This is a genomic window from Aliikangiella marina (assembly GCF_007004765.1).
GTDB classification, from domain to species: domain Bacteria; phylum Pseudomonadota; class Gammaproteobacteria; order Enterobacterales; family Kangiellaceae; genus Aliikangiella; species Aliikangiella marina.
This window is the reverse complement of record NZ_VIKR01000002.1, coordinates 147,965-174,684: the sequence shown is the minus strand read 5'-3', so window position 1 is coordinate 174,684 and position 26,720 is coordinate 147,965. Positions and strand designations below refer to the sequence as shown.

Below are 26,720 nucleotides of genomic sequence, written 5' to 3'. Positions count from 1 at the left end.
CCTCTTGATTATCCTGAGTAGTTGGTAACTAGACTATTCGTTGTTGAGCGACTAATTGCCGTTAAAGAATTTTTGGGTTGGTCACTATCCTAAATCATTCAAAAGGTGTAGTGACCTTCGCTCAACTCTGCAAACTGTTTGGGCTTACCCTACTAAGAATAGCAAAACCGAGGATTATTCGTTAGATAAATGAAATTTAAGTTCGATAGAACTAACTGATGCACTTATAACCGACACCACGTACCGTAATTAAATGTGCGGGCCGCTTGGGATCGAGTTCTATCTTTTTGCGTAACCGACCTATCAAAACATCGATCGTTCTGTCGTAGGGGCTCCAATCTCGCTCGGTTACGGCTTGTAATAGTTGATCACGGCTGTATACGTTACCGGGTCTATTAGTTAAGAGTTTTAGTATTGACTGTTCTCCGTGGGTCAGTTCCTGAGAATTGCCTGACTCATCAACCAGCAATTGTTTAGCGGGCTTAAAGCACCATTTGCCGATCCGCTTTTCATCAGCGTCTTTCTCTTGGGGAATGGTTTCTGCTTTATTTTTTTCTCGACGGACACGTTGGACTAAATTTTTAACGCGCGCTTGCAACTCTCGTAGCTTTACCGGCTTAACCAAATAGTCATCTGCACCGACTTCAATACCCACAATTTTATCAATATCATCGCCCTTACCGGTCACCAATATAATGCCAATTTCTTCGTAGGTAGCGCGTAACTCACGAGTAAGGGTTAATCCATCCTTGCCCGGCATAGAGATATCGAGAAGTACCAGATCAATTTCGTGTTGCTTGACGGTATCGAGTACTTTTTCTCCGCTACCGAGTTCATAGATATCTTCAAAGCCTTCCGTGCGCAACATTTCAACTAACATAGAACGCATTAATTCGTCGTCGTCCACGACTAAGATCTTACTACTTGTCCGCATTGTGGTTGTTTTTCGTTATTTTCAGTCCCTGTTTACATTACATTTACAATATAACAAGAAAAAATACAAGCTATTTACAGCCTATTTACTTCATAAGGTTATTCTATAACGGTCCCTTCTTGGAGTTGACCTACCCTCGTCTGCATTGACAACTCCAAGACACTTTATACACATGGATGTGTTAGTTTTTTTAAATAAATGGAATTATTTCAAGGATTTAGCGAGGCATCAATTAGTGAACCGAATATTAATCGTTGACGACGATCCCATCAGCTCGCTCTCACTCATTCGTCAATTAGAAGAGCTTGGTCATATTGTGACAAGTGTCGATGACACCCAAAAAGCTATTGATATTGCCAGAGCCTTGCCGCCGACCACCGTTTTAATCAATATCTATTTACAAGGCATTGATAGTTATTCGTTCGCTGAAGAGCTTCGTAGCCTACCTCGCTGCGACAAAGTAAACATCGTTGCGCTGACCCACGCATCCGATGCAGAGTCGAGCATCAATGCAATGCGCGCAGGTTGCGACGATTTCCTCAAGATTCCGGTTGATTTAAATTTGTTAAAGAATAAAGTTAACGACACCGCAGACGCGGCTTGAAAGGATCACCTTTGGCCTAAATAAAAATCGCGTCACACCATAACTACCCCCGCGCATGCCATAAGAATCGCCACCCAAGCCGGTACTTTGCCTAATATGGCCTAGCAAGTCGATTAATCGTGCAGGCAGCATCAACTGTTAAAGCAGACTTACCACGATCAGAATGGGCTTGATAGACAGCAATTGAAAAAACGCTGTGAGGATTCAATCATTCACTAGCCAATTTGCTCGCTTTTTATTGCTATAGGCTGCACAATTATCCCAACCTAACACCAACCCTCTTAAGAGTTACTTTCTTGATCATGAAATTGAGCGAAATAGTTATTCACCCCATAAAATCACTTGCTGGTATTTCCGTCAATGTCGCACATACCACTCCGCTTGGACTGGCAAACGATCGAATGATGATGTTAGTTGACGAGCATGGAAAGTTTATAACTCAGAGAGTCCATTCGAAGCTCGCTTTACTTGAGGTGTCATTATCCAATCAAGAATTGACAGTCTCTTACGATGGCGTGGCTCCCCTTGCGATCACCCAAGCAATGTTCACAGACCAAGAGAAAACTGTCGAAATTTGGGGGGATATGTGTCAAGCCAAGGTTGCACCAGCATCGGTCAACCAGTGGTTTAGTCAATATCTTGGGTTCAGGGTTTCATTAGTCAGCTATCAACAATCGAAGCCACGCCCAGTCGATCCCAACTACGCTCAAGCCGATGACAATGTAAGTTTTGCTGATGGTTTCCCGCTCTTGGTCATTTCTCAAGGGTCTCTCGATGATCTTAATACGAGACTATCAACACCAGTAACCATGAAGAGCTTTCGACCCAATATCGTGGTCGAAGGTTGCCCGCCCTATGCCGAAGACTCCTGGAAACAGATCAAAGTAGGCGAAGTAATTTTTGACGCGGTGAAGTTATGTAGTCGATGTATTCTGACGACAGTCGATCCACAAACTGGCGTAAAACGGGAAGACAAAGAACCTTTAAAAACTTTAAGCCAATATCGCCGCCAAGCAGGTGGAGTCATGTTTGGTATGAACCTTATTCCGCGTACAAATGGAGAAATTCGTCTTGACGACAAGGTTGAAGTTCTAGCCTAATTTTAATCAACAGAGAGCGCTTTTGGTTACTCAAAGATTAGGCTACAATGCGCCTCGGATTTCTAATAAAGCAAAAAAGCGTTAATTCTTCACCTTTAATTGCTTGTTCTCACTCATTGTAATAATCCCTTACAGCAATTGGTGAATTAAACTTTTTTGCCTCAAAACTAAGTAGATCGAGCAAGTATGTCCATTAAGCACTGTATTATTCACTCAATCAAACGTCCCCAAGAAGGCGGTGAAGTATCAATCAACATTCGTAAAGCGGAAAACACACCTGAAGGACCGATCGTCTCATTATTTACTCAGTTAAAGCACAGCTTTCAACGCTCGGCGGTGCGTCAGTATGGATTATTCGATCCAGAGCAATCCGATAATCCACTGCCCGGTTGGTTGAAGCAACTTGAAAGCGAGTCTATGGGATTCGCCAGTGTCACCAAGAATCTAACTGAACACTTCAAACTTAAGTTAGAGGAAATAAAAGATGGTTTTAGTGCGCACTTACTATTTGTCGTCGAAGAATTGTTAGAAGAGTCACATCTTTATATCTTCTGGATAAACCATACTGAAGCTCAGTTTATTGACTCTGAGCTCGATATTGAAAACTTAGAATATATCGAAGCAAGTAAGATGAACTATGTAATGAAGCTAGACTTTAACCAGTGGCAAGTCGAAAACTGGCAGCAGTACTTAACCGTTATAACCAGCAGAGGAAACAAAGAAATTGGTCATGCTTTTCTCCAGTTTTGCGGATTCGTTTCAAGCGTCAACTTGCAGCAACAAACTGATGAGTTTTTAACGATTGTTGATGAATACGCCCAGACACTGTCTGACGAAGACAGCAAAACCTACAAAAACAAAATCGTTGATTATTGTGTCGAACAAGACATGCAAGGTAACGCAGTTAATATCAAAAACCTATCTGAAGAATTGAACTCTCAGAATCCGGAGCATTTCTCCGATTTCGTTAAAGAAAAACAAGAAGAGCCTAAAGAAGAAATTTATGCTCACCGAAATAGCTTGAAGAAATTTGTTCGTTTTTATGGTCGTGAAAAAGACCTTAGTATCAGCTTTTCCTCGGATATGATGGGTGACAATATCATCTACAACCCTGACTCTGGCGAACTTATCTTAAAATCTGTACCCAAATCATTACAGCAACAAATCGCAAAATATTTGAATAATGTGAAAGAATAAAATATATTCAGTGATAGGTATCTCATTTTAAGATACATGATGCTGGATATATAATTACTTGAATTTATTAAACTTTATCAACAGTTTCAATAACTTAGCAAAGTACTTCGGGTTATTCTTGTGTCTATTAATTCCCTCGCTGGGTGCTCAAACGCCCCACACAATTTACTTTTTAGAAGACTTTCGTCCTTACGTTTACCTCGATGAAAATCAACAGCCCGCTGGTCTGATGTCCGAGTTAGTGATTAAAGCGCTTGAAGATAGTGGACTGGATTACCAACTCGTACCTAACAATGTTAGCCGCCTTTTTATGGAAATAAAAAAAGGCGGTAATGTCTCAACTTTCGGTGTTTATAAAACAGCGGAGAGAGAGCAGTGGTCAATTGTTACACCTGAGATTTACCGGGCGCCGCAGCCGGTACTGGTAATAAAAAAGACTAAGCTCGATCAAATTCCTAGCTCGCTCACACTACAATCTTTTGAAGCATTGCTTGAACAACAACACCTTACTGGAGTGATTATTAAGAACTATTCTTACGGCAATTTATTCGACCCACTATTTGAAGCGAAAAGAACTCAAGTTCAACGATATCAACTCAGTATTGAGCAAGCCTTCAAAATGATTACCTCGCCGCACCGAGCGGACTTCACCTTAGCGTATCCGGCACAAGCTCGGTATTTAGTTGAACAAAATGAGCACTTCAAGCATAACCTTGCAATCGTCCCCTTTGTTGATATTCCGGCAAACGACCGAGGCGCTTTCTGGATGTTTTCAAAAGATAGCGACCCGAAATTCATCGAAAAGATCGAAAACGCGATGAACAAAGTGAGACATTCAGCGTTTTACGAAACAACTGTTCGTAAATATGTTGAGTAACAATGTTCAATCAAAATCTTTAAAATTTAAATTTATCTTCGCGACCTATCGATTGAAAGGTCATCAGACATAAGTAATTAATTATTGTCACCGATTTTCAGCGATTATTTTATCGATCCATTCGTTATGCGCTGAAACGCGACACAATACGGCGACACTACCGTATATACCTCCTTTAAAATCCTTCAAGTCGCCCTGATAGTCTCTAAAGCACTGTATTCCGATCAAACGTTGTTGCCCTTGTTCTTCGATCACGGTAGGCCCACCACTATCGCCCGAACCAACGGTGCCCTCTAAGGGTAACGCCGCCTTGCCTTGATCAAAACGAAACAGTAAGTGATATTTTTTTACTTCGTCTATTTGGTTATTAAAAAAATTCAATGGGCGATGCATTTTGGTATACATTTTTTCGCCGGTATGCCCTGTTCCAGTAGCACCTTTTCCGTAAGTTGTCGTCTGTCGTCCTTGCTCTTCATTGCCATAGTAGCGTGCAATGGGTTTTGCGTGCTTGACTGGATTAGCCAGCTTGATGAGTACGAGATCCGTGCGGCCATACAGAAAATCCATCAACGGCTTCGCATCGCCAGTAAAAGGTTTGTCTGGCTGTTTACGATAATTTGGATGAAAAATAACTTTTTCCATGGTGTTCTCAACACCGTGGATGAAAATTGACTGACCTGCATAATTATCATTGTACACCACATGTCCTGCGCTCAATAACCAGCGCTCATCAATAAGCACCGCGGAACCTTCATAGGGCATATCAACTAAAAAATCAGGCGTTGTCTTAAGCGCATAAGACTCGGCAGGAACGTCATGACGTTTCACTACCGCGATTGAAGTTATTGCAAAAGTACTTAAGATCAGAATAGTGATGAATTTCATAAGTGAATCTGAGCTATCTCGATTTTAGGTTGTGGGTTAAAAACGTATCAGTGCCGTGAGTGTATAAACTTAACCACATGCCGGCAAACCGAAAATAAATAAACCGAACCAGATATTAGTAAATAACAAAACTAACACGATTGAGTCTCTCGCATATTGCGGTAAGTTATTGCTCAAATATAAGAATAGGATGACACCAATTTCCGCGATTAGCCAGGGTATGGTCATCAATATAAAGGTCGAATGACAAGCCAGTTGATGGGAAGTCAGATAGACAAACCAGCTCGTCCCAACGATTAACGAGCACATTGAAAGCATGACAACAAGCAATGTTATGCGTTTCCATTTTGGGTAGCGTGTAGTCAACGCTTTAGTTTTTAGCTGCTCTAGTAAACGACTCATACAATCTCGTTTAAAGGTTAGGATTGATTGGTTTCCGATAACAGGCCGATAAATATAATCGGTTTACTTAAAACGTTTATGATTGGTTATTATGCCCGCTAAATCGCCTCAGATTCGACAATGCGGAAAGGTTTATTTTGCTTTAGCGACTCGCTCACTAAGCGTTTTGCAACGGCCTTGGCTTGCACAGGTCTGTAACGGCGAAGTTTTCCAATCAACAAAGGGCTCAATAACGGAAGAAGTATCGTACCTATTCGCTCAGCGATTCGAAACTCTGCTCTTGGTCCCAACAACAATGCAGGACGAATAACACATAACTGCTCAAAGTCTAATGAACGAAGCGCAAGCTCTAACTCGCCTTTGGTTTTTAAATAGAAATTATCACTTTTCGCATCAGCGCTAACACTCGACACAACTATAAACCGCTTATATCCTCTATTGATTCCTGCATTGGCAAGATTGAGTACCATATGATAATCAACTTGGCGGAAAGCAGACTGGGAGCCCGCTTTTTTTATCGTCGTTCCTAGTGCACAAATAATTGCGTCGCTTGTCGAGCTCGCTTGCGGCAATTCAATTTGATTAAAGTCGGTATTAAGTAATTGAAAATCGGGCGGAAGTTTCGTGTGTACATTGGGTTTTGAGCGGGATTGAAAAGAAGACAAATCGATCGCTTTTCTGGCTAGACAAAACACTTGCTGAAAAGGACTAAGGTCCTGTTTGAGAACCTCACTGCCAATTAACCCAGTCACCCCAGCAACAACAAGATTGGTCATGCTAATCCTTAATCAATTACCAGCCGATGAGAAACCATTGAAAGATCACCATTTTGTCGTTGAATCGCAATCCCATCTCGCGCAGCTACCCACTCGTTTAATTGAGAAGGAAGTCCGGTATATGAGGCAGTCACCTGTACTTCAAGTGGTTTTTCTTCAGCCTGATGCGGCCATTCTGCGATGAGTTCAAATTGATGACAAGATTCCCCTCGACAATGATATTCATAGTAACCATTGCGGATTGAAGGTTCATCTTGATAAATAATTTTTTGTTCTGAGTTTTGCAAGCTGATTAATTTCGAATCACTATGGATGTGCACTTTCACGTCCAGTAATTTATGCTTCTCAGTGTTAACCGAGAACTTAACAACTCGATTGCCACTATCAACGCCAGACTGAAGAACAGCGGTTTCGATTTGAGCAATAGGATATTCATCGACTGTTGTCGCTCGGTAGTCTCGTCCAGAAACGGCGAACGGCTTAAGCATTTCACGCTCACTTTGCGCAGCATATTTTGAGGCTAATTCAGGCGGTAAAGACTGCCCCGAGCGTCCAACGAGCAACACAGGGGGTTGAGCTGCGTTTTGCAGGTAAACTAGATTCAGGGGTTGAGGCATTTTCTCAGAATAAGGTGGCTGAAGAATCGTCCAAGTTGCAGCTGATAGCGACAAAATAATACCAACTCCAGCAATGCGAGGAATCGACTTGACAACCTTAAGCTCTGATAACAATAAAGGAACTAACGCGATTGTCGAAAACCCTAACATAATACCCATGGCGACAGACATATAAAAACTGACCATCACTTCTAGAGTGTGCACAATCGGCATAAAGGATACCGCGTTACAAATGGCAAACAGTGCAGCAACCCAAATGATTGCTTGACGCGTTTTATCGTTGCCCAAGAAGCTCACGGCAATTAACGCAATAAGCGTCAATCCGGCGGGTAAAATAAATAGAAAACTAATTCCTGGCATCACTAAACTCGTCACAATAGCAAGTAACACCCAAAGATACATTGAGGCAATCAACACGCTTGTGGTTGCATGATTCTTGGCGGCCAAATAGCAAAACATCAGGGTAGAACTGACTACACCCAACCATATACTGAGTCTCATGGAGATTGGTTCGGCTCTCCATGGAGCCATAGATGCCCCAAATGACTGGACGATTTTTTGTAATACAAAAGCACTGATTGCCGCAATAAAAACCGACAATATCATCATGACCAAGCAGCCCAACGCATTGCCATTAATGAGCAAATTTAATTGGTAATAACGGATATTACTCCACACTAAGAGCCCCATTAGCATGAACGAAATCCATAGTGTCCAACTTTCAGGCCATTGAAAAACAGTCATACCCAAGACATCGGTATAGACTTTGTTCCCCTGCTCAACGAGGGTCAAATCTTTATCTTTTATTTGGTTTAATACATGCCAAACGTTGTCACCATGCAATTGAACAGTGCCAGGATTAAGGTTGGCAAGATTATCCAATGGCGTATGGTAATGAGCCTCTAATTCAGCATGCGCAAAGTTTAATCCTTGCAATCCGTGCTCTTTAAACACGGTTAAGTCTGTATCATTGGGTAAATATTTATATACTTCATAAAACAATGAGCTAGACAATGGCGCCGTTGTACCTTTCGCATATTCGCTCACCAACCAACCACTGTCTTCACCCGTTTCAAACATAACGCTTTTACCCGCGCTTCCTCTGGCTTCAATATTTAACGCGACTTTCAATTGCTTCGCTAGCGGGTGCTTTCGCATAAATGCATGAGCACCAAACAAACCAAACTCCTCACCTTCGTTAAAGAGCAAAACAATACTGTTCCGCGGCTGTTTTTTATCCGCCAACAAGCGAGCTATTTCCATTAAGGTCGCGACCGCAGCGCCCGCATCGGAGCCACCCGGACCGGCGGGTACGGAGTCATAATGAGCTGAAAGTAATATACCTTGACCACGCACTTCCCCTTGAATATGGACAATAACGTTTCTCACCCTTGTGCAACGTGCAACACCACGCCGCCAATCACTACAGATTTCTGTATCTTGGATTTCAGGGGTGAAACCAAGTGTTTTAAGGTGTTCAATTAAACGCTGTTCGACAAGACGATTGGCTTGACTATCGACGAAATGGGCGGTTTCATCAGCCAACAACTCAACCAGTTGTTGATATGCCCTTTGTCCCGAGAATTCTGATGCAGGAATATTATCTGGAATGCTGGGCACGGAGGATAACTGGTGCTTGGTAAAAATCGCTAAGACGACGAGAACCGCCAATGTCGCAATGATCTTCCAAGCATGATTGGTTAAGGCGATATTATTCATTGTAGTATTTTCTTTTTTATCTATTTATCCCTGAAAACTAACTATAACCGAATAAATACAAGCTTGTCCGGGAATTTGAGTTGAGATTTTGAGTTTCTTGGATAAAAACGAAAAGCTGATAATAGCGGAATAAAAACAGTGAAAAAGAAAATTGCTGCTTTTTAGACCCCCATCTAAAAAGCAGCAAGTGACCAGATTTGAGTACAACTTTATCTCAAACTCCAACTCTGTCTGTCGAGAGCAAAGAACAGCCGAGTTGGCAAAGTGAAACAATCTTGTTTTTCAACTCCATTATTTCTTACGTTTAAGTGAAAGGTTTGCTGGGCTTTATTCTTGTATTATTTTCCAGTAGCTGAAAGTCGACCTAATGAATCATTTCGCGAAATCTTACTCGTTTATTAACAAGCTGCACGGAACTCACGGAACTAAAGCATAAATCGTCAAACTAACCCCTACCCTCATTGGAAAAACCTTACAACCAAACACCGAGGGCACAACGTTTGTCATTGCCCGGACGTAAAGATAGGTCAAAAATCAAAATTCGTCATTTTTTTGACGACGAAAGATCATAAAACGTGAACTAGTTCACATTTAATTCAACCCATAACTCCTGGCGAGATGATTTTATTTTTAAAAATCAACAACTTAAGAATGTTGACCTCGATGTCACATTTATGACTTGACTTGAAAAAACCTTTTTATCTTATTGTTTTTTATAGTTTTTTTGCGAAATCATTAAAACAGACCTTTCTATAACAAAAAGGTCGTATGAACGCTCTAACCGAGCATCTCTTGGTACTGGGCGGCAGTAATAAACTCACCAAAGGTTTCACACCAAATGACAAGGGTATTGTATTGCGTTAAATCGACAGTATCGGGAATATCCACTAAGAACCCTTCAAAAGTTTTAATATCGGCAACGCGTATCATCTGGGATTTAAGCTGCTCAAATTCGGCTTCTGATTGAACGAATTCGGGCGAGAGGTACAACTTAAAATCGGGTCCGGGAGACAGCCGGCCTTTGTGAGAAATCTGTCTCTCACTAATAAACACCGTTCCTTCCCCCCAATGCAGTGCATCACTTCCTTTCAATTCTCGAGTAAATTGAGCAGTGTATTCTGCGGACTCAGCAACCGTGGTAACCGCCTGGTGAGTAGGACTTTCTGGTGCTATTAGGATCGGAAGTAAATAAATCCCTAAGGCAAAACCCAAGATTACTGCAAAAGTGTGGGTTGCAACTGTCCGAAATATTTTAAAAGCCATCAACCAATGAACTCCTTTACAAAACCCGATTAGACTATCTAGGTTATAGATGGCCATAAAAGCAATTTGTTACATTGGCATTCACTCAACCCATTCACGATAGCTAAAGCGTGCAACATCAGGGATCCATTCTTTAATCGCGTTTATCGATAAGTGACCAGTTGCTTGTTTAGACGCTTTTAATGCGCTAACTAAACCAGTCCAACCTTCTAGCCTCGAGTACTTTTCGCATTGAGCCATCACTGTGGAAACGCGTTCCCCCTTAGCTTGATCCTTGAAAAACCGAAACAGCTCCTCGGCTTCTTTTGGACTGCCACAGATAACCGCTAATAAAAATAGCGGTACCCTAAACTCGCCATTGTCTTCGGAAAATCCAACCACGCGTGCTTTTCTGTGACTGGCTTTTAGGATTCGATAGAGATTAATAAAACGCTTAACCGCTCTAGGTGAGCGGCCAACGATAGGACCTAACTGTTGAAAAAAGATTAACTCGTGTTCACTCATTTCTAATGCGCGAGTCGAAACGAGGTTATTAATTAACAACTCATCTGCGTCGGTTTCATCTTGATAACCTTCCACATCATCCTCGCTTTCTTCAAATAACTCACCACTACTTTCTAGGTGCTTTTGAATTTCTGCGTCTTCAATAATTTCTCCCGGGCCTTCGCTTATTTGCCCTTCAGGAACGTTAGCATTAACAGCGCTTTGTGATTGCAACAAAGCCTTCATCATTTGATTTGCTTTGTCGCCATCTAGTCTTTTAAGCCAGAATGGTATTTGGAAAATTTTCTCTAAATAATCATGAGTTGACGCGGCATGATAGTCCAACTCTTCCTTATTTTTATCATCTTTTTCATGTACCAAAAATGAATAGCGTTTTTTTAATGAGCGTCCTAGCCACCTCGCATCTACACCGACCACGACCATAAATAAAGGAAACGCCAACATAAGGTGGATCGCTTGCAATACATCAACAACAACCTCGGGTTCACATCGATCGAGATCATCAATGTATAAAATAATGCGGTCAATTTTAGGTAATGCCTTATCTTGCTGATCGGTGAGTAATTTATTGAGGCGACTAAAATCTCGTCTTACCGTATTAAGTAAACCCAAATGACTTTTATAGTCGCTACTCGACGCTCTATCAAAAACAAAACTAGCGAACGTTTCATCCGAAGCTTTTCCATAGTTTGCATTAAGCTGGTCAAAATCCTTTTCCGATTCTTTATATTCCGCTTCGACCTCGAGCTTTTTTAGCGACAGTGCTTGAAGTTCCTTTTTGTTTGCTTCCAATTGGCGCTCAACTTCTATCTGAGCTTTTGTCTCGGTATCTTTAATATCTTTATCGATTTCTTTCATTACCTTAATGAATTTAAAAAGCTTACTGGAGTGCGCGGCAAAGAAGGTTAACAACACGCCAACAATAGACCCTATCGATGCAACAAGCTTTGCGTTATTTACAAGAAAAATTACCGAGATAACTAATATTAAAACCGAGACAAAAAATAGTATCTTAGTTTTAAAATCTCGAGTAAGAAATCGCCATATCCTTTTAATAAAGCTAATATTTTTAACCAACTGATAAATTTGTTTGGCTTTGTCTGCACTCTCAAACGCAGTCAAAACATGCGCTGCGCCGGGTACTTTTAAAACTTTTTCTATTTCACCAGCGTATTTCTTCAATTGACTGATAGAAGGGGAGCTTTTAGTTTTGACTTTTTGAGCATGAATAGATTGGTTGGCATTATTTAAGACATCAATTCTTTGCGAAATTTCCTCTTGTTCTTTCTTGAGTGCATTCAGTCTAGCCGACGTCGACTCAAGCTTCTTCTCGAGTACTCGATCTTCGTCCAGGCGCTCCATTAAGTTTTTAAACTCTTCATCTGGATTATTTTCGTTTAAGCGTTTTAACTCTTGTTTTAAACCGACAAAAACATGATTTACTAGACTCGCCCATAACTTACCATCTTGATAGTTCCAAGCGTTAAACCAAATTTGAGCCACTTTGGATTGATAAGCTTGATCATTATCTTGAACTCGCTCGGTGAGAGAATTAACATGTCGATGAATTCTCCGCATAAAGAATGTTTTACCACTTCCCCACTCGCCGAAAAGACCAATCGCTATCGGTGGAGCAGCATCTTTTGCACACAAAACTTTCGAAATCGCAACGGCATCATCATCAATGTTCAATAAATCACGATCGGCCTCGTCTGCAGAATCAGAGTCAATTCGAGTAAGTAATGGACTGAAGGTTTCCGGCTCATCGAAACTAACCAGTTCTTCATTAATGAGTGCGCGCCAAGCATTAATTTTGTCTTCCGGAAAATTGCTTTCAATAAATCCCAGATAACTTTCCCTAACCTCATCGAGCTTCAACCCGACAGGCTCAAGTATCATCTCTCGCATATAGTTCTGAATCGGTGCTACAACGCCTTGAATTAACGCGCCAAGTAAGTGCCGAATAAGTATTTGTTCTCGTCCGCAAGTTTTGATCGCAATCCTTCTTGCTTCCGCAAGAATGATTAAAACATTACGCTTAACCATAACGCTTTCGGTCAACTGGGGTGATAAATTCGACGCAGGTAGGAACTCGACTTGTTCCGCAAAATTTAGCCTTTCTTGAATGCTGCTGATTGGTAAAATATTGTCAAATTGTTGAGCAAATGAAGAATTGGAGTTTTGATTCTCCAGATAAAGATACTTTAAAGTCGCTTGAATCAACAAGCCTGGAAAGAAAGTACCGTTGATTTTCTGACTGGCAGCAAGACAACTGGCCAAGATACTTTTGACCGGACTATCAAAACGATAATCTAAGACATAAACAGCTTTGCTATACATCTCTCCGGGGGCATTTCGATCTTCGATGGCATCCGGAGTGGGTGGCCCCAAATCGCCTGACTCTTCAATGAGCCGATTGATTTCAATTGCTTCTAAAACAGTAACCCGAAAGTTCGTCCCAGTCGGATTTCTGAGTATTGAGAGGCCATCAAATACTTTAGGTTGCGACTTTAAAAACGGTCTCAAAAGGGGTGAGCTAAGCACCCCTCTGTAAACCGCTTTTAAACGTTGCTTACCTCGAGCATCCGTGAAAACCTCTCCTTCAACTTCAGCCCAACCATAGATTCCGGCTTCCTCTCCGGCTATCCAGAGATAAACAATATCACCATGTCGATAGCGATTAATAAACCGAGAAACATACCAATCCACAGCTTGACCGACTCGCAGTTGCGACTTGGCATTGTATTGATTGGGGTTTGCTTGAAATATCCAAAACTGACGCCATGGATCTAGTGGTGCTTCCATATCTTCCACCCTGTAAGAATTATTGTTATGTGTTTTACAGTACAACTATAAGATTAACCGGATAGCCTCAAAAAATCTATTTGACTGTCACGGCCTTAAAACAAATAAACTCAACGAGAGATGGATGGATTACCGATAGTGTTGTATTCCATACAACAAACGATTTGATTTTTTCCTGCGGCTTTAGCGCGATAAACGGCTTTATCAGCTTCATTAATCAACTCATCCGTTGATTGACTGTGTGGATTAACCTGAACAATTCCCATGCTAAAACTGACTCTTAGGTCAGCACTCACTTGGTCAATTCTTATACGCCTAGTCCTCTCTAACAATCGTTCACCAAGTGACGCAGCGTCCTTTAATTGGGTACTGGGTAACAATATTAAAAACTCTTCTCCCCCCCAACGGCATAAAATATCATTATCGCGCAATAGCGGTTGCAATCGTTTTCCGAGCTTGGATAGCACCTGGTCACCCACTGAGTGCCCATAAGAATCATTAAAAACTTTAAAGTTATCAATATCGAATAAAGCAATACAGAAAGGATCCTTGTAACGAAGGTAACGCTGAAATTCTTTATCGAGTAATTCTTTGGTCGATCGTCGATTTCTTAATCCAGTCAACGCATCAAACGTTGCAAGCTTGGCTAATACCTGTTTGGTTTTATGTTGTCGATAAATCAATAAAAAGGTAAAAATGAGTGAAATACTCGTGATAATCGAAATATACCAATACTGAACGCGCTCCGAATTACTTTTAGTCAACTCAGTTTCTTTAATGGCATTGAGTCGCTCAAGCTTTTCTCTTTCCAGCTCAAGATCCTTAGTATTAAATTCGAGACGTAATCTTTGCATTTTATCACTCGTCGAATTCATCAGATATTTGTGATCATAGAATGCAAAATCAAGCGCATGCTTATGTGCTTTTTGATAATCTTTTTTAGCTGCCCAAAATCTAGCGTTTATATAATGCCAGTCTCTTTTTTGAATGGTATTACTCAACTCATTCATTAATAACTTTACTTCGACTAAAATCTCCTCAGCATGACTAAGTTCTTCAAGTTGTATATAGATATTTACTTTGCTTGTGAGCAAATTGAACAGCTCGTTAGTGTCCTTTATGATCCTCAATAGTTCTTCTGCTTTTTCAATACCCGACAAAGCCTTATCAAATTCTTTTCTCTCGGCATAAATTTCGCTTCGAGTAAAATAGGCGTAAGCTAAGGAAGATTGGTCGTTGAGTATTCGACTATCACTAATCACTCGCTCAAGGTAGTGCAGTGACTGATCATTTTTATCTAGCTGATAAAGCGCATTCGCAATATTGAAATTAAGAATATTGATTGAAAAAATATTATTCGGATCATGTAACTCGATCGCTTTTTGATAGTTTTCTATCGCAAGTTCATTTTTCTCCATAGAGACGTATATGTTTCCGAGCGTTGAGAATATAATCGATTTTAATCGGTTATCATCGATTGACTCGCTCATCTCTTGAGCACTCAACAGTAACGATATTGACTTATCATGCGCACCAATTAAGTCAGACATTTCAGCTATGGAAATTAAGGCAAAGGCGATTTGTTTTTTATTTCTACTGAGCTCAGCCGCTTCAAGCGCTTCTGCTGCGGCCGTGTTACTTGCCGTGTAATCATTGAGGAAATAGTGGGCATCAGCTTTGTTGATAAGTAGCTTTGACTGCATTAATGCTATTTTATCTCTGTTGGCTTCATTCTGGAGTGAGACCGATTGGGATTTTAAGAGTAAATCAAGTCCTTTAACGGCAGAGGCAAGCGTCTTATCGCCGTAACCTAGTGCGGAATATATCGCTGATTCTAGTCGGAAATATTCAGCTTGGTCTAAATTATCCTCTGGTTTGATAAGCGGTTTGAGGCGCTCTAAAAGCTGGCTGGCTTGATTTGGATCAGCGATTGTAGCTCGTTCGATCTGCTGGACCAATTGCTGCTTTACCGAGTCAGCAGCATAACCTTGCGACAATAAATTGGCCGCAACTATCATGCAGACTAATACAAATCTTCTCACTATCGCTATTCTTATTAGTTTTTAAGTCTCACTCAGTTCGAGCAATCGGAATTCAACTGGTACTTTATAATTCGACTAATACTCTATAATTCGACCAATACTCTATTAGGTATAGCAGAAGTTTAACTCTGCTGCCGATTATTGGTGCCCTAGGCATTGCGGAATCACTATCCGATCAGCTGGCTCACCCTCGTATCCTTGGCTCGTACGAATGTATTCTTAATGTGCGGTCTTAGTCTTCAGCGAATATTCTTAATTATCTTAGGTCGGTAATGTAACCGTGGTTAAAGCTTGCTCGCGATATCTTCAAGACACGCGATACCGATTTCTATATCCACTATTTGTGTCTCCCAATTGCTGATTGCAGCGCGAATAACTTTTTTACCTTGCCAGTACCCGGGACTGACGAATATTCTTCCGTCTTGATTAATCGCTTTCATTGCTTGTGTGGTTTTTTCGTCTGCGGCTTGTTGATCGAGACCAGAACAAGTTGGTCTGAACAGAACAACATTGAGTTTACAGTCATTGACTAATTCGTAATTGGGAGACTGGGCGATGTTATCAGCAAGCAATTTTGCACAATCAATATTACGCTTAACCCAGCTCGCAATGCCTTGTTTGCCGTATGTAAGCAACGTCATCCATACGGGAAGTGCACGAAAACGACGCGAGTTCTCGAGCCCTAGTGACATAAATTCGGGCTTGTCACCCTCGGCAGCCAAATAGGGCGCAGGTACATCACAACTGTCAAACAATACATCAAGATGCCGAGTAAGAAACACGCCACTTTCATAGGGAACATTGAGCCACTTATGACTATCAAGTGTTATTGAATGAACATCCTCTAATCCATTACTCAGGTTTTCACCCTCTAAAATACGTTCAAAAATGCCAAATGCACCATCAACATGGACCCAGGCATCATACCTTTCCGCAAGTTGATTTATCGTCATCAGATCATCAAAGTCAGTAGCCGTTACGGTTCCAACGCTCGCAATAATTATTTTTGTTTGCGCGGTTGATACTTGTAAACGATAAGCCAGATCTGCAACATCCATTGATTCTGAGCCGGTTAAACAATCGACTTTAATCAGGTTCTTATACCCTAGCCCAGCCATGCCCAGGGTTTTCAACATACTTGCATGGGGCGTTGCGGAAAAGACCTCAACTGACAAATTGGCCATCCCTGCTTGCGCAACATTGATACCTTGCCGGCGACCGGCAAATTGACGAGCACAAATCGCTCCTAAGAAATTTGATGCTGTCGCGCCAGTGGTAATCAAACCATCAAAACTGTCAGGCAAATTAAAAAGCTGACATAACCAACGGATCGTCTGACGCTCAATCTCACTGGCGATAGAGTCACCATCTTTGGATAGGTTTTGATCGAAGGTGCTTACTAGCCAATCCGCAAAGGTTGCAACCGGAGTCGCGCCACCCGTCACAAATCCCCAATAACGCGGACCACGACTTGCTGAAAGCTGGGGAATAATATTGTCACAAAGATGTTCGAGTACATCGGCAAAATCATGGCCCGCCTCACTGAGGTGACTTTCGATGAGCTTAACGTCTAACTCAGCGACTTTTTTATCATCGAGATCATAAATAAAATTGCTGCTAATTTGAGCAAAGGACTTCAGTAGCAAATCGAGATTTTGCCAATCACTTTTTCGCGGATTCATTGGTGTGTTCTGTCTTTAGGATACTTGTCGCAGAGAACCAAGACATCCAGCCTAACAAATCTAAACATGGCTTACAAAAATTCGAACACACAAACTCAGGCAGTGACTCTGAGCGCCACCACCTGACAACAGTCTAGGAATGAATAAATCTTATTTTACTTTGAGTTCAATTCAATTAAGCACAAGTTGCGAATTGCTGCATTGAGACTGGGCGAGTCTCCGCATTTTGCTCACTTGAATACGCTTTAATATCATTAACGGTTTCCATGATAAAGCGCGCTTTTTCAAGAATCACTTTGCCATTCTCTGTGATATCGACTAACGCTTTACCATTACGAGAAAATATTTCTACACCTAGCTCTTCTTCCAACAGGCGCAATTGCTTACTAACACCGGGTTGTGAAGTGTAAAGCACTTGTGATGCTTTAGTAATATTCAAATTATTGTCTGCTATCGCCAACACAAATCGAAGTTGTTGTAATTTCATGGTTGTTTCCTTTAGGTCCTAGATTATTGTTAACAAACTCAAGTACGACTTATTATTTTTAGTTCACATTTTTTAAACTGCCATGGCATGTACGCCGGCAACCGCACGTCCAGAAGGATCAGCGTTATTGCTAAAACTCTCATCCCATGCCAAGGCTTCTTTGGTACTGCATGCTACTGATTTTCCACCTGGTACGGTGGCAGCAGCACTATTGCTGTTAAATCGCTCTTCGAAAATTTTGCGATATAACAAACCTTCTTTAGTGTCAGGTGTATTGATAGGGTAATCGATGGCTGCTCGACGCATTTCGATATCGTTGATGACTTCGTCTGCATAATCTTTGAGTGAGTCAATCCACGAGTAGCCAACACCATCAGAGAATTGCTCTTTCTGGCGCCATAAAATTTCTTCTGGTAAATAACCTTCGAAAGCTTCTCTTAAAATATGTTTTTCAATTTTTGTTTGACCGTTAGCGCCCATGCCGCACATTTTAGCCTCAGGTGAAATACTCATTGCCGCATCTAAAAACTTCCTATCCAAAAAGGGAACACGAGCTTCTACCCCCCAAGCAGCCATCGCTTTATTGGCACGCAAACAATCGAACTGATGCAAGCGCTCTAACTTACGGACAGTTTCTTCATGAAACTCTTTCGCATTGGGTGCTTTATGAAAATATAAATAACCGCCAAAAATTTCATCGGCGCCTTCACCAGACAGGACCATTTTGATGCCCATCGACTTAATCTTTCGCGCCATTAAAAACATCGGCGTTGAAGCCCGTATCGTGGTGACATCGTAAGTTTCTAGGTGATAGATTACATCCGCTAAAGCATCAATACCCTGCTGTACGTTAAAATTGATTTCATGATGAATAGTGCCGATTTGATCCGCCACTTTGCGCGCCGCCAACAAATCCGGCGAACCTTTTAATCCTACGGCAAAAGAATGCAGTTGTGGCCACCATGCAGGCGATTTTTGATCGTCTTCAACACGCTTGGCAGCGTTAAGCTGAGCCACCGCAGAAACTATCGACGAGTCTAACCCCCCAGAGAGTAAAACACCGTAAGGTACGTCCGACATCATGTGTTTTTTGACTGAATCAACCATAGCATCGCGAATATCAGCCGGTGAAGCAGAGTTCTTGGCAACAACTTCGTAATCTTTCCAGTCGGGCTTGTAATAAGTAACAATTTCACCCTGGTCACTATCTAAGTAATGGCCAGGTGGAAAGCTATGGATCTCGCCACACACACCAACTAGCGACTTCATTTCCGAAGCAACATACAATCGACGCTCATCATCATAGCCATAATAAAGCGGAATTATGCCGATGGGATCACGTGCTACTATGTAACGGCCTGTCGCATCATCAAATAAAATAAACGCGAACATACCCTCAAGCTGGTTGAGGCGTTTTTCTATCATTTCACTTGTCACTAGAGTGCTCTTCGCTCTATCGCTGTCATACAACCCTAAAATGACTTCACAATCAGACTGGGTTTGAAAGGGATAATCAGCAATTTCCGATTCAGCTAGCGTTTTGTGATTGTATATTTCACCATTAACTAACAGTGCTAAATCACCTTGTCGATTGACTAACGGCTGCTCACCACTATTGATATCAACGATCGCTAAACGCTCGTGTACCAACACTGCTGAATCGCTTGTCCAGATCCCAGACCAATCCGGACCTCTGTGACGTTGCTTTTTGGATTGGGCCAGCGCTAACGCGCGTAACTCTTGCGGGTCACCCTGGATATCCAAAATACCGAAAATCGAGCACATTTGATTGAAACCTTATGTTTTTCTTTATAAATCAACGACTTTGTATTAAAAGAACGCTAATCACTTAATAACGAATAGCTAATAATTCAACGCTATTTTTTAGTAATCATTAACCAAAACAAAATATTTTTAAATACCCAAAAACACAAACTCGACATTAAGTGAATATTATTTAATAATTAACCGGTATTTTTTTAATCCTTTAAAAATCGGTGGCAAATTGGATGAATAATCAACAGATCGATAATTTGGACAGGAATATTCTTAACGCGTTAGTAGAAGATGCCCGTACCCCCTATGCAGAACTGGGTAAACGCTTTGAAGTGAGCCCTGCAACCATTCATGTGCGTATCGAGAAGCTCAAGGCCGCTGGAATCGTTTCAGGCACCAAGCTTGTGGTTGAACCTAAACCATTGGGATACGACGTGTGTTGTTTTATCGGCATTAACTTAAAGAGTGCTGGTGATTATCCGGAAGTCATCCGTCAACTCAAAGAGATCGACGAAGTCGTCGAGGCTTATTACACGACCGGTCAATATAGTATTATGATTAAAATCTGGTGTCGTTCGATCGATGATTTACAATGGGTATTAATTGACAAGATTCAGTCGATTGAAAAAGTAAGAAAAACGGAAACCTTAATTTCACTACAAAATCCCATTAACCGGACTGTACAAATTTAGTTGCGTTTTTACGGGTCGTCTTGACCGTTCTACTTTACCGTATTTAGCGAGGAATTGTTATGTGTGGTGCCATCGGGCGTGTTACTGACAGCCCTTTTGTGAAAGCATTGATGGATCTACTGAATATCCCATTTAATTTGGAGACGGATTACAATATTCGGCCGAACGCAAAAATCCCAATTGCCATCGGTCAAAATGGTGTCGCCACGGGGATAGAAGCCAATTGGTGGTTGTTCCAAGCAAGAACCGAAAATGGCTATACCTACGACAAGCGTTACAAATCCTTTAACACGCGTAAAGACAAATTGATGACCAATCGTAAAACCGATTTTATGTATAACCGCTGCGTTGTGCCCGCCAGTTGTTTTTATGAATGGAAAGGTAATCGCTATAAAGTTGAACCGTTAGATAGCGCACTTGCGTTTGGCGGCTTGTACAAAGCTTGGAATACCGGCGATCCCGAAAGTCCACACTATTCTTGTTCGATTATTACCTTACCGCCTCATCCGAGGTTTAGTCATATCCATGACAAATCTTTGCCTTTGATGTTGTTGCCGGATGAAATCCAACCCTGGCTAGATGATAGTTTTCATGACCCCAATTACTGGCAAGAAACCTTGCAATCCAAAATTCGTTTCGATTTAAGAGTCGTGCCAGTCGATAAGAAAAACCCCAGTGAAGAAATTGGTGAGGCGGAGATTATTGAGGCTGATTAGTTTGCCGGCTGGCATGAGGTTCTCCCCCTAACTTAAAAACCTAAGCGCCGGAGATCAAATCTCCGACCCGCTAGGTAAAATTTAACTCCTATTTAAATTACATTCGCTCCGTCTATTGGCGAGGTTACTCGCCTGAGCCAGCGGAAGCTTGAGATTCTTCCTCAGCAACCGGCTCTACATCAATCGACGCAATCAAACCAACCACATCACCAATCATCGCTTCTGTACCCGAGGATGTCGAAAAGATTCTCACTGCACCGCCATTTACATTGGCAGTCGCTGACCACATACATTCTTCTGTTTTTATATTAGTAACATAACAAACCAAATATACGGCTCCGTTCTCTTTGTAGGGCCAAACATCCAACTCCACATATTCCGGTTCTGATTTTAGCTGTTTCGCAAGTTCCATCAGCGGTTGTTTTGCATTCTCGTGAAAGTCAACAAAAGGCTCGTCTAGCCAATCAACATAGACCATGCCGAAGCCAGTTTTTTCACCGATCACTAAATCATTTCTCGCTTTGCCAATTTTTAGTTTTACCCAGTTGTCATTGGGAGACACGAGGAAATATTTTTTAGATTGCCCCTCTGCTTTGCTACCTTGACTTAATGGAGTTTGTTCACCATTACTCAGTAATAACTTCATGACGCATATCGTTTTGGTATGTTCAGTTGCACAAACAGTGGCGTCGTACATCATTTTGGCTTTATCAAGAAAACCGCCTTCTGCGCCCGCAGAACCACTTGCCAATAGAATAACCAGGAGAATAGCTCGAATTATCATCTTGTCCCTCGTACTTGTTTCGTTATTATTGTGATATATCCATATCCTTTAAGAGCGGTCACCCTACCGAAAAACCGGCCATTTGTCTTGTAGAATTTGGCGCGTTGAATCTATTCTGAGGAATCTATCGGGTGTGAAGGCTGGCTACAGGAGCGAAATTAGTCCTGTCGGCGATCGTTGAGGATACCCATTCTATTTTTGAATAACCTCAACTTTTTGAGGGGAGTTAAAAGCGAATAACAGCGATTATTCGCTTACCGTCACGCCTTTCCAAAAGGCAACTCGTCCTTTTATTTGTGACGCAGCTTCCTTGGGTGAGTCATAAAACCAAGCCGCATCTTTATTGACATTGTCTGCGACTTTAACAGAGTAATAATTGGCTTCACCTTTCCAAGGACAAAAGCTCGTGGTGGAACTGGCTTCGAAAAAGTCCATATTAATCGAGTCTCGCGGGAAGTAATGATTGTTTTCAACCACAACTGTATCCTCACTTTCTGCAATCACTTGACCATTCCAAATTGCTTTCATAGTAAACCTCCGCGGTAATGAATCTGCTTATTGTTATTAGCTTTTACGCAATAACCTGGAACTTAGACTAGCTTTTAAAACCACGAGGCCGAATCCAAAACCAGCTAAATAGAACGAACAAACCAAATAGACTATAAACTAAAGTGAATACCCACCCTGGCGCGCTGAAGTAAATAAATTGGTTGAGCCAGTGAGCAATAAAGTCCCCTGAATAGCTCGCATCTCCGGCTTGTTTTCTTAGCGTATTCTCCCAATACGTTAATGGACAGATCTCGCCTAACCAAGTTTGCACAACGACAAATCCGATTGCGCCTAAATGGGTAAGACGAAACCAAGGATTTCCGATCCAACGCCAGTGGCAAAAGTACCCAAGATAAATCAGCCCTAAACCTAAAACAACAAAGAGAATAAATACCACATGGATGATTAAAATTAAATCGGCGAGCAAAAGATAATGTTGTGCGCTCATCAGCTATTGTGAGGTTTTAGTGGAATCCAGCTCGTCAGAGAGCTCGTTGGTTGATTGCGCCGCCAACAACGCTTCTGCTTGCTCAACCGGTACCGGTTTAGAAAAATAATAACCTTGCAACTGATCAAAACCTAACATTTTTGCGTAGTGGATGCTCTCTTTGGTTTCGACACCCTCTGCGACAACGGTTTTACCAAGATCATGACAAAGTGGAATCAGTGCTTTTAATATACTCTTGGTTGTTTTATCAGTTTCCATTTGCATAATGAACGAACGATCAAATTTAATCTTATGTGCAGGAAAAGACTTTAGGTAATTCAAAGAAGAATATCCCGTACCAAAATCATCGATCGATATTTTAACACCGAGGTCATTTAACAGACTGAGTGAATACTTTCCAGCCCGAATACTCGTCATTGCTGAGTTCTCAGTCACTTCAATATGCAGTCTATCGGTCTGCGGCCCGAGACGCTGAATTATCGATGGTGCTAGCTCTAAGTAGCGTTCATCTTGAAGCCCTTCAGCTGAGAGGTTAATTGCTACGGAAAGCGTATTAAGACCTTTTCGTTGCCATGCAGACAATAGTTCAACAGCCTGTTTTAGCGTCCATAAGTCCAATTGAGGCATTAAATTAAGTTGTGCCAGGTAGGGTAAAAACTCGACGGGTGGTAAAATACCTTTTTCCGGGTGACGCCAGCGAGTTAACATTTCAAATCCAATAATTTGCATTGTTTTCGCATCGAGAATGGGCTGTAGAAATGGCTCAAATTGTGATTTACTAATCGCATACCGAAGCTCATTTTCGAGTTGTAGCGAATCAATTTTCTCCGGCATCGTGTCATCAAACATTACAGCCACATTGCCACCATGGCTCTTTGCCGACTCAAGCGCTCTTTGAGCGTGGATTAGGATATCATCAACTGAGTCCAAGTCTGACATCCAAGTGCCGCCAACACTGACCTCAAGATGGATTTTCTGTTGATGAATTTTAAGTGGACGAGAAAATATTTTTCTTAACTTCTCGGCATGATATTTTTTCGCTAAATCTTTGTCTAACGCACAGGCGAAAACGTCTCCACTGAGCCGCGCTTGATAAGTCATATTACCAAGCTCACCGACTACCCTGTTGGCAAAAGCAATTAAAACTTCATCCCCTTGCCGGACTCCAACGGCTTGGTTGATTCGTTTGAACTGATCAATCCCAATCAATACGACTAATAAGTTGCGCTTGTTATCATGATTAATGTTTTTCCAACTATTCAGTTTGCGCTCAAATCCGTGACGATTTAATAGTCCGGTGAGCGGGTCAAGTGTGTCTTGATTGGATAACTTTTCATAGATAATTTGGCCTTTGTAGCGCTCTCGTTCAAGCAGCCAAATGACCAACCCCAGCGCAATTATCGGATAAATCAATAACTCAAATATTCCGTGATAGCGAATCAATACAAATAGAACTTGCCGATCACCACCCAACAATACATTGAAACTTAAAGCGCCAATGACCGCCATTTCTAAACCATAAAAGAAAAAAGCGAGGCACACCAATCGTTTCCCGAGGGAAGTCTTATTAAGGTATTTATAAATCGCAATAGCAACAAAAATAAAAGCTAAGCCGCCAAGAATATATCTTGAACTGTTTCTTAAAGTGTTTCTTAACAGTCCAGCTTCAGGATCAAAAGCATATAGACTGCATAGTGCACTCGCTAAAACAACGGTAAAGAGAAGCGCTCTTCGAGCGATGATGGGAGACACGCCTTGCGGACGAATAAGTACATAAGTGCCTAAAAATAACCAGACTATCTGCAAATAACCGGCGTTGATTTTTAATAGGGCTAGTAGATATCCGGGAATAGAATGAAACTCGAGACCAACCTTACTCAGATTGTTTAGCGCCAAAGCTAACAGCAAGTAAGCGGAAAGAGAGACAAAGCTAAAGGACCAAAACTTAAGATAGTCCCGCTTGTAGAGCATGTAATAGCGATATATCACCCAAGCAATTATGAGTGAACTGACGATTTGGATACTGTAAACAACCGAACCAAAGGATTCCATCATATCAACATCATCGTATTCTGGTGTCTACCTTCCCCAGTTTCCGCGATATGCTCATTACCGGCGAAATACCACAATAACCCGAATTAAGTCAAAAGTTAGCTATTCTTAAAGCATAGCCCTTCGAGTACCGAATTGCAGAATATTCCTTTGATTTCAACAAGTTTGGTTATTATTAAATTCCACAAAGCCCGGTTTCAACTTTAAATTAATCGAATAATCACTTTTTGCTTGACTTTAACTACTCGTATAAATAGTATTTATGCAAACACCTAATTACTGGTAAACTGCTATGGTAGCCGAGAAACGAGAGTGCAAGCCCAGAAGCCCAGAGAGTTTCCGGGTGTCACCTGCGCCTCCGGTAATCGCTTCAGAAAAGCTCGCGTCAGAAAAGCTCACGCCACAAAAACTAGCACCAGAACAACTGACGCTAATTGCTAATACCGACCCTGTTTCGAGCGAAGCACTAGAATTATCATCGTGGCTAGAACAACTCCAACTTGTCGCACTCAGAAACCAGTTAAGTCATGAGATAACTAAAAGCTATACCGCTTGGGTTTTAAGGTTTGTCCATTTTTATAAGAGTAAAAATCGACCATCATACAACCAAACCGATTTAGAAAATTATCTAAGTTATCTAGCGCGTGAATTGAACCATGATTACAACGCGCAACAAAGCGCGTGTGATGCATTAAGTTTTTTCTATCAACACATTCTCAAAACCAAACTTGGGGATCTCCATTTTCTGCGGCTGAAACAACGCCGCGGATTTTTTTCCAAATTTGAAAAGCAAGACTGTCTAGGCGTTATCAATTACCTAGAGGGCTCCAGTAAACTTATCGCAAGTATTGCTGTTGCCTGTAATTTAAAATTAAGAGAAGTCGTAAACTTGCGTTTGGCTGATGTCAACTTCAAACAGAGCCAGCTCGTTGTCCGTTATAACAATGGTAATGTAAAGTTTTCCGCGAATTTACCGCTGCAATTGATACTCGAATTAAGAATTCAGGTTATGCGTGTAAAAAGAATCATTCAACTCGAGAAAGAGACGCGCTACGGTGCATGTCATCAAGAACTCAATTGGTTGGCCAAACAGTTACAACCTGAGTGGCAATACCTTTTTCCGCATACATTTGCCAATAAACAAAAGCATACGATTTCTCGATTAAACAAAATGCCGTTAAACCTTGTTAAGTCAGATGTAAGGCTAGCGATTAAAAGGTATAACCGTTATAGTTCGTTTCAATCGGTTGAGAAAAATAGAGCCAATTTTAATCACGATCGCCAAATACTTATCAACCAAGATGAGCGATGGAATAACAAGAAAGTGCCAATCAACAGAATCAATCATATCAAACAAACGGCTTTTAATTTTTCCGACAATTTAGGCGCGGCTTGAAAGTTTAGTTAATCTTCTCTCTCCGATACATCGCTAATTGGAAGACGATAAACAAATATCATTGGCCAAAGCATTATTACCGTGATTAAAAGCTTTATCCAAATATCATTGAGCATTAGCCAGGTATAAATACAAGCAGCCACCATCATGAATAACGCAATCTTTTTTGCTTTTAACGGTATCGTTCGAGACTCGTGCCAATGATGAATAATTGGCCCAAACCAAGGATGGGACAAAAGCCAGCCATGAAGTTTTGGCGACGAATTCGCAAAACACCCCGCGGCAGCAATCAAAAAAATTGTTGTCGGTAAACCAGGTACAACAATTCCAATCAAGCCGATTGCTACGAGCACTAAACCAACGATGATTAGAATATATTTTACTGCGCCACCTTGGTGATTTTTCAAAGAGCC

At 41.4% G+C, this 26,720-nt stretch carries 23 protein-coding genes; 7 read left to right on the top strand and 16 right to left on the bottom strand.

What is annotated here, in order from left to right; all coding sequences use genetic code 11:
• Positions 1-211 precede the first annotated feature (211 nt).
• Positions 212-934 (bottom strand): response regulator transcription factor, encoded by a 723-nt coding sequence (locus FLL45_RS07015; protein WP_142941319.1) that lies wholly within the window; start codon positions 932-934, stop codon positions 212-214.
• Between the two features lie 235 nt (positions 935-1,169).
• Between FLL45_RS07015 and FLL45_RS07010 the strand changes: the two genes are divergently transcribed.
• From FLL45_RS07010 to FLL45_RS06995, 4 genes are all read left to right on the top strand, one after another.
• Entirely contained in the window at positions 1,170-1,538 is a 369-nt protein-coding gene (locus FLL45_RS07010) for a response regulator (protein WP_185964364.1), read from the top strand.
• A 302-nt stretch (positions 1,539-1,840) separates the two neighbouring features.
• Positions 1,841-2,638 (top strand): MOSC domain-containing protein, encoded by a 798-nt coding sequence (locus FLL45_RS07005; protein ID WP_142941317.1) that lies wholly within the window; start codon positions 1,841-1,843, stop codon positions 2,636-2,638.
• Positions 2,639-2,824: 186 nt separating this feature from the next.
• Positions 2,825-3,835 carry a nucleoid-associated protein gene (locus FLL45_RS07000; RefSeq protein WP_142941316.1) on the top strand — a complete coding sequence of 337 codons (1,011 nt, stop codon included), beginning with the start codon at positions 2,825-2,827 and terminating at the stop codon, positions 3,833-3,835.
• Between the two features lie 58 nt (positions 3,836-3,893).
• Complete coding sequence (locus tag FLL45_RS06995; protein ID WP_185964363.1) at positions 3,894-4,712, top strand: substrate-binding periplasmic protein; 819 nt, start codon at positions 3,894-3,896, stop codon at positions 4,710-4,712.
• 87 nt (positions 4,713-4,799) lie between these two features.
• Here the strand turns inward: FLL45_RS06995 and FLL45_RS06990 are convergent, their stop codons facing one another.
• The 10 genes from FLL45_RS06990 to asnB all read right to left on the bottom strand — a co-directional run bounded on the left by FLL45_RS06990 (position 4,800) and on the right by asnB (position 19,679).
• Positions 4,800-5,597, bottom strand: a complete 798-nt coding sequence (locus tag FLL45_RS06990) for a trypsin-like serine protease (protein WP_142941314.1) — start codon at positions 5,595-5,597, stop codon at positions 4,800-4,802.
• 69 nt (positions 5,598-5,666) lie between these two features.
• Positions 5,667-5,999, bottom strand: coding sequence for a hypothetical protein (locus tag FLL45_RS06985; RefSeq protein ID WP_142941313.1), 333 nt, complete (start codon positions 5,997-5,999; stop codon positions 5,667-5,669).
• 98 nt (positions 6,000-6,097) lie between these two features.
• Positions 6,098-6,775, bottom strand: coding sequence for an NAD(P)H-binding protein (locus tag FLL45_RS06980; RefSeq protein WP_142941312.1), 678 nt, complete (start codon positions 6,773-6,775; stop codon positions 6,098-6,100).
• A gap of 8 nt (positions 6,776-6,783) precedes the next feature.
• Positions 6,784-9,111, bottom strand: a complete 2,328-nt coding sequence (locus tag FLL45_RS06975; protein ID WP_142941311.1) for a M28 family peptidase — start codon at positions 9,109-9,111, stop codon at positions 6,784-6,786.
• 777 nt (positions 9,112-9,888) lie between these two features.
• The gene (locus FLL45_RS06970; protein ID WP_142941310.1) at positions 9,889-10,374 is read right to left on the bottom strand and encodes a DM13 domain-containing protein; all 486 of its coding nucleotides are present in this window, start codon (positions 10,372-10,374) and stop codon (positions 9,889-9,891) included.
• An 81-nt stretch (positions 10,375-10,455) separates the two neighbouring features.
• Positions 10,456-13,683 carry a P-loop NTPase fold protein gene (locus FLL45_RS06965; RefSeq protein WP_142941309.1) on the bottom strand — a complete coding sequence of 1,076 codons (3,228 nt, stop codon included), beginning with the start codon at positions 13,681-13,683 and terminating at the stop codon, positions 10,456-10,458.
• A gap of 110 nt (positions 13,684-13,793) precedes the next feature.
• Positions 13,794-15,725, bottom strand: coding sequence for a tetratricopeptide repeat-containing diguanylate cyclase (locus FLL45_RS06960; RefSeq protein ID WP_142941308.1), 1,932 nt, complete (start codon positions 15,723-15,725; stop codon positions 13,794-13,796).
• Positions 15,726-16,009: 284 nt separating this feature from the next.
• Positions 16,010-17,407 carry a pyridoxal phosphate-dependent decarboxylase family protein gene (locus tag FLL45_RS06955; protein ID WP_142941307.1) on the bottom strand — a complete coding sequence of 466 codons (1,398 nt, stop codon included), beginning with the start codon at positions 17,405-17,407 and terminating at the stop codon, positions 16,010-16,012.
• Positions 17,408-17,582: 175 nt separating this feature from the next.
• Positions 17,583-17,894, bottom strand: coding sequence for a LysR family transcriptional regulator (locus FLL45_RS06950; protein ID WP_142941306.1), 312 nt, complete (start codon positions 17,892-17,894; stop codon positions 17,583-17,585).
• Positions 17,895-17,966: 72 nt separating this feature from the next.
• On the bottom strand, positions 17,967-19,679 hold the full coding sequence (gene asnB / locus FLL45_RS06945) for an asparagine synthase B (RefSeq protein WP_142941305.1): 1,713 nt from the start codon (positions 19,677-19,679) through the stop codon (positions 17,967-17,969).
• A gap of 224 nt (positions 19,680-19,903) precedes the next feature.
• Here asnB and asnC point away from each other — a divergent pair, with 224 nt between their 5' ends.
• Together asnC and FLL45_RS06935 are read left to right on the top strand one after the other, a co-directional pair.
• Positions 19,904-20,362, top strand: coding sequence for a transcriptional regulator AsnC (gene asnC, locus FLL45_RS06940; protein WP_142941304.1), 459 nt, complete (start codon positions 19,904-19,906; stop codon positions 20,360-20,362).
• 59 nt (positions 20,363-20,421) lie between these two features.
• Positions 20,422-21,078 (top strand): SOS response-associated peptidase family protein, encoded by a 657-nt coding sequence (locus FLL45_RS06935; protein ID WP_142941303.1) that lies wholly within the window; start codon positions 20,422-20,424, stop codon positions 21,076-21,078.
• A 124-nt stretch (positions 21,079-21,202) separates the two neighbouring features.
• On the opposite strand, the gene FLL45_RS06930 is transcribed toward FLL45_RS06935, so the two are convergent.
• From FLL45_RS06930 to FLL45_RS06915, 4 genes are all read right to left on the bottom strand, one after another.
• Positions 21,203-21,862: a hypothetical protein gene (locus FLL45_RS06930; protein ID WP_142941302.1), complete on the bottom strand. Its 660-nt coding sequence runs from the start codon at positions 21,860-21,862 to the stop codon at positions 21,203-21,205.
• Between the two features lie 246 nt (positions 21,863-22,108).
• Entirely contained in the window at positions 22,109-22,390 is a 282-nt protein-coding gene (locus tag FLL45_RS06925; RefSeq protein WP_142941301.1) for a DUF427 domain-containing protein, read from the bottom strand.
• A gap of 67 nt (positions 22,391-22,457) precedes the next feature.
• The gene (locus FLL45_RS06920; protein ID WP_142941300.1) at positions 22,458-22,859 is read right to left on the bottom strand and encodes a DUF2784 domain-containing protein; all 402 of its coding nucleotides are present in this window, start codon (positions 22,857-22,859) and stop codon (positions 22,458-22,460) included.
• 3 nt (positions 22,860-22,862) lie between these two features.
• Positions 22,863-24,914 (bottom strand): putative bifunctional diguanylate cyclase/phosphodiesterase, encoded by a 2,052-nt coding sequence (locus FLL45_RS06915; protein WP_142941299.1) that lies wholly within the window; start codon positions 24,912-24,914, stop codon positions 22,863-22,865.
• Positions 24,915-25,203: 289 nt separating this feature from the next.
• Here FLL45_RS06915 and FLL45_RS06910 point away from each other — a divergent pair, with 289 nt between their 5' ends.
• Positions 25,204-26,307, top strand: a complete 1,104-nt coding sequence (locus tag FLL45_RS06910; RefSeq protein WP_142941298.1) for a phage integrase N-terminal SAM-like domain-containing protein — start codon at positions 25,204-25,206, stop codon at positions 26,305-26,307.
• Between the two features lie 8 nt (positions 26,308-26,315).
• Here FLL45_RS06910 and FLL45_RS06905 read toward each other — a convergent pair whose 3' ends face one another.
• Complete coding sequence (locus FLL45_RS06905) at positions 26,316-26,714, bottom strand: YbaN family protein (protein WP_142941297.1); 399 nt, start codon at positions 26,712-26,714, stop codon at positions 26,316-26,318.
• Between the last annotated feature and the right edge of the window lie 6 nt (positions 26,715-26,720).